At 37.0% G+C, this 4,744-nt stretch carries 5 protein-coding genes; 1 reads left to right on the top strand and 4 read right to left on the bottom strand.

Going from position 1 to position 4,744, the window contains the following annotated elements:
• Positions 1–262 precede the first annotated feature (262 nt).
• Both ASG81_RS28330 and ASG81_RS28325 read right to left on the bottom strand, forming a co-directional pair.
• Positions 263–1,060, bottom strand: a complete 798-nt coding sequence (locus ASG81_RS28330; protein ID WP_056642758.1) for a copper amine oxidase N-terminal domain-containing protein — start codon at positions 1,058–1,060, stop codon at positions 263–265.
• A 271-nt stretch (positions 1,061–1,331) separates the two neighbouring features.
• Positions 1,332–2,126 carry an SDR family NAD(P)-dependent oxidoreductase gene (locus ASG81_RS28325; protein WP_056642755.1) on the bottom strand — a complete coding sequence of 265 codons (795 nt, stop codon included), beginning with the start codon at positions 2,124–2,126 and terminating at the stop codon, positions 1,332–1,334.
• Positions 2,127–2,211: 85 nt separating this feature from the next.
• On the opposite strand from ASG81_RS28325, the gene ASG81_RS28320 reads away from it, so the two are divergent.
• Positions 2,212–2,622 (top strand): MerR family transcriptional regulator, encoded by a 411-nt coding sequence (locus ASG81_RS28320; RefSeq protein ID WP_056642752.1) that lies wholly within the window; start codon positions 2,212–2,214, stop codon positions 2,620–2,622.
• A gap of 209 nt (positions 2,623–2,831) precedes the next feature.
• Here ASG81_RS28320 and ASG81_RS28315 read toward each other — a convergent pair whose 3' ends face one another.
• Complete coding sequence (locus ASG81_RS28315) at positions 2,832–3,467, bottom strand: hypothetical protein (RefSeq protein WP_056642751.1); 636 nt, start codon at positions 3,465–3,467, stop codon at positions 2,832–2,834.
• A 202-nt stretch (positions 3,468–3,669) separates the two neighbouring features.
• A complete protein-coding gene (locus ASG81_RS28310; protein ID WP_056642748.1) occupies positions 3,670–4,419 on the bottom strand; it encodes a tetratricopeptide repeat protein in 750 nt (249 codons plus the stop codon).
• Between the last annotated feature and the right edge of the window lie 325 nt (positions 4,420–4,744).

Raw genomic sequence — 4,744 nt, 5'->3', positions numbered from 1 at the left:
GCGTTTTCGTCCAAGAAAATTATCCAAAGTCAAGCTCCCGTATTTCGGAGAGCTTTTTTTGCGTAATTGACTTCGGATAATTTGCTATTCATTATGTATTGAAAAAACCAGTCCCACAAAAAGGACTGGTTATGGCTGTTTTCATTGAACTATCGTTTCCCGTTAGCTCCATGATTGATATTATTGAGTGTGTTTCAAACCTGCTTCGACCCAGATCCATTTGTTTTAGCATCTTCGGTATTTTGTGTAACGTTGGGCAACCTTACGATAAGTAAGGTGGGAGATCCAACACCATAAAATGCCCTTCGATATTTTTAACTGTGTAATTATATTTTTTCCCATTTTGAAATGGAGTTCCATCTTTATTCTTCAGAATCAGTTGAAAAATGTATTCTTCTTCAGATTTTTTTTCTTCGCTCACAATCTTATCGATATTTACAATCTGCCCTCCATTTAATGTGCAATAAGACTTCATTAATTCAATCTTGTTATTCGCATCAATATTAGGATTATAACCTTGAAGGGTTTCATAACTCCCACCGTACAACCGGGTTACACTATCAAAGTCCTCTTTATTTAAGGCATCAAAGAATAACTTTAATGTCCCCTTCGGGGTATCAGACTCATCAACCCAAGTAATGAAAACCGTTCGAGGGTTCTTTTGCCATTTAACTTCAGCACCAAGCGCTTCACTAACAAATCTTAAATTGATGAATAACTTATTCTTGGCTATATAAGGAGTCTGAGTAAGTTTATACTCTTTATCATTAACCAAAGCCTTAAAACTATCTTGAGTTAACTTAATCGTAATATCACCTTTCGTTGCAGTAACGGATCTAGTCGCCTGGTTCCACTCTACTTTAGCCCCGTAAGCTTCAAATAATTGACGGAATGAAACCATTGTATTGCCATTATGAACGATAGCCTTAGGAGAAAATTCAACTGGTTCACCGTTTAGAACGACATTTACAGCATTGTCATCAAAATAATCAGCTGAAACTGAAGAAAGCGGAAGCATCAAAACAACAAATGCCATTAACCCAATCAGAAAATTTTTCATAATTGCCACATCCCTTTAGTTTTTAACCTACCCACAATATTAGACGGAACTGGGAAAAATTTGTTGCATTAACCTGCCCGTTAGCTCAACGAGGCTGTCGTTACATGAGCTCGTTGACTTTTCCTTATAGACAGCGAAAAGACGACCACTATTCCCATAATTAGGAATAATGGTCGTCTTTGGTTTGATGCCTTCTACTTGCTACCGTTAAAACTTAAGTTCTTCAGTGGCCTCTTAACATAGATAACAATTTTTTCATGGGTAACAACTCCTATTCATTTACAATTTTTTGATTATGAGCAGAATTGCCCGCATATTGGAAAACGGGACTTGATAAGGAAAAAGCAAAAGTCTCTCGGTCAATTCGGCCAACCGACTGATCACTTTCATAAAGTTTTAATAAGAAATCTGCCATCTGTTGACTGGTATGATATGTACCAAATATTGTGTCATAATTATAAGTCTCTACGTTATTGGCAACCTGCCCAAACTCTGTCTGAGTAGCTGCCGGGGCCAGAACTTTTGCTTGAAGTTTTGCATTCATGGCTTTCAATTCATGTGCCAGACCTTCTGTAAATGCGCTAACATAGAATTTTGACGCACAGTAGGTTACGGCATTAGGAACAATCACATATCCGCCGCCAGAGGAAATATTGATAAGTTGGGTTCCGGGAACGTCTTTATAGTCGCTTACATAAAGAGTTGAAAAAACAGTAAGGGCTTCAATATTCAGTCGGAACATTGTTTCAATCTTAGCCAAATCCTGCATGGCTACACTTGAATAATTACCAAAGCCCGCGTTGTTAACCCAAGTTTCGATATCATAGCCTGTCAATGAATCATATAGGCTATGAACCTCTTGGGGTAGAGATAAATCACATATGCGAATTATCACATCTACTTTTGAGTTGATTTGAGAAATCTCTGATTTAAGGGCTTCCAGCCTGTCTTGGCGTCGGGCAATGGCTATCACATTTTTTCCTCTGGCAGCAAAAGCCTTTGCTGTCTCATAACCAATACCAGAACTAGCACCTGTAATAACGGTATACTTATTTGAAGTTTGCATTTGAAAAACCTCCTTTAATTTGTTATAAAAAAAGTGTACAATGTAGAGTTAACTCTAGGTAAAGGATTTTTTTGGAGGGTAAAAAATGAATTACTCAATCGGAAAATTTTCCAATATAACTGGTATCGGTATTCATGCTTTGCGTTACTATGAAAAGGAACGATTAATCATTCCGAATCGAAAAGACAATGGTAGGCGGTGCTATTCTGATAATGATATGACTTGGATTCAGTTTATTAAGCGCCTAAAAGATACAGGTATGCCTATCAAAGAGATACAGAAATATGCTGAGCTTCGAGCCCAAGGCGATAGCACAATGATTGAGCGGATGGAAATGTTGATGGCGCATAAGGCAGCGCTAAAAAATCAAATTGCACAACTGAAAGAACACCTCGACAATCTTGATAATAAGATTGACTTTTATAAAACCGAAATTGTTGAAAAGCAACAGGTAGAGTTGTTAAATAGAAATATAAAAATAAAATCAGCGAAATAGCTTTTTTCATACCTACCCTCCAACCAACTTTTTCCTTATGATTTCCAAAAACTGATTTTACATGTAAAAAAACGGTCTCCTTACTGCGCAGTAAAATGAGCAGGCCATCGAAGCGCCTGCTCATTCATGTGATTCAACTATCGTACCCGTTAGTTTAGTGCTTACACAGACTGGATGTACATAACAACCCCATCATTATGGAGCGTTAATTAGTATTTCTTTATTGAACCAACCCAAACATCTCCAACTTTCACGCTGTACGTTTTATATGTATCTACTTCAGAAAGATGAACTGTTTCGACTTTGTAAGCCTTCCCTTTAATAGCTTCAACTTCATTTTCACTCGTCCAACCTTGCTGGATATTGTCAATTAGATCGCTCTCTGTGTAAACGTCGCTATCAATATGTAGGTGCCAATCGAACATTTCTAACTTTTCTCTTAGGTAAGTGTACTTATGCACAGGGAATTGTTTTTCTTGATTTCCAACATCAAACGTTTGGTCGTAAAAGTGAAGACAATCTTTATACGCAGCTACAACCTGCGAGTTGATGAAGTGTGGGTCATATATCCATAACTTTAGATAGAAAACTTCATCTAATTTTGATAACTTTTCATGCCAACTTCGATAAACATCCAAAATCGCTTCAAGGAGAAGTCGATTGTACCAGACAGGAGGATTTCTGCGTGGGATGGCATAGAATGGATGAATCCAAATTTTTGCATAATCCCTTTGGTATTGATGTAGATGTTCTATGTCTAAATCAATAACTCGTTGCTTCCACTTTTCAATTTTTCTTACGTGTCTTTTCCAGCCTCTAATTTTCTTCTTATTACTTAAGTACAACTATAACCCTCCAATTAAAAAGTCTGCATTATATTAATTCGCGAAGGTTTTTAAACGCCTTCCTACACATTATCAGTATATTACACAACTCTCATATACCAAATCCATTGTTACGCTAAACTGCCAGTTAGTTGAGTGAAAAAATGGAGCATCTGCACCTTGGCAGCTTGCTCCACTATCGTACCCTTTAGCGTAATTGTTTCTAATTTTTCTCTTGCTCTTTTGCGAGTAACTTTCGATATATTTTAAAAAATATTTCTGCTTCTTGAATAATACCCAACTTTGTCAGAACAACGCCCTTGTTGTAGTAATAATCTAAATCACTTGGATTTATCTCAATAGCCTTTTCAAAATGTTGCAACGCTTCGTTATACAACTTTTGGTCATACAGAAGGTTACCTAAATTGTAGTGAGCCTCGTCCTTTTCGGGGTCAATCTCAATACATTTTTTGCAGCTTTCAATTGCGGCATTATCTAATTTGAGTTCCTTCAATACAATCGCTTTATTAAAATGAGCAGATGAATGGTTTGGTTCTGCTTCTATTGCTTTATCGTAAGCTGTTAATGATTCTCTGTACTTCTTTAGCTTCTTAAGTTCATTAGCTTTGTTAAAGTACGCTGAACTAATAAGTGGGTCTAGCTGTATAACCTGTTCATACAAAGCAATTGCTTCAATAGACTTTCCCTGACACGACAAAGAATTAGCCTTATTATAAATACAATCAGGTTTATTAGGTTCTATTTCTAACGCATTGTCGAAAAAAATAACGGCTTCATCATTACGTTCTAGTTCAGCTAGTGTATTCGCTATGTTGAAATATATCGTTGCATTGTTTGGATACAAATGTAACGCTTGTTGAAAGTACGGAATTGCTTCTTCAAATTTTGCTTGCTGGGCTAATTTTATACCTTCACTGTTTAATTGGTTTGCTTGTTGTATTTGAATATCCATCTATAACTCACTCCGTTGTAAATTCGCTCTACCTAATGTTTCGCTAAGGCTTGGTTTTATTAGTGTACCATTTCGTTATCCTGCCAGTTAGCTCAACGAGGCTGTCGATTTATGCCGGCAGCCTCGTTCTGGTGATTGTTAAGCTATAGTTCCCCGTTAGCATTCCTGTAGAGCGTTAAATTTCCGCTTTGCAAAAAAACGAGCGCCTCGGTACGATGGAAGTACGCAACGGGTCATAGCCCTTAAAATTCCATCATCCAGGAGGACGCTCTATTATGAAGTTTAAATCGCAAGCGAGACAAAATCAACTCATTGAAAAAATTAC

It is taken from the genome of Paenibacillus sp. Soil522, assembly GCF_001428245.1.
In the GTDB taxonomy this organism is placed as follows: Bacteria; Bacillota; Bacilli; order Paenibacillales; family Paenibacillaceae; genus Pristimantibacillus.
Note: the sequence above shows the minus strand (reverse complement) of the source record. Positions and strands in the feature narration are given on the sequence as shown.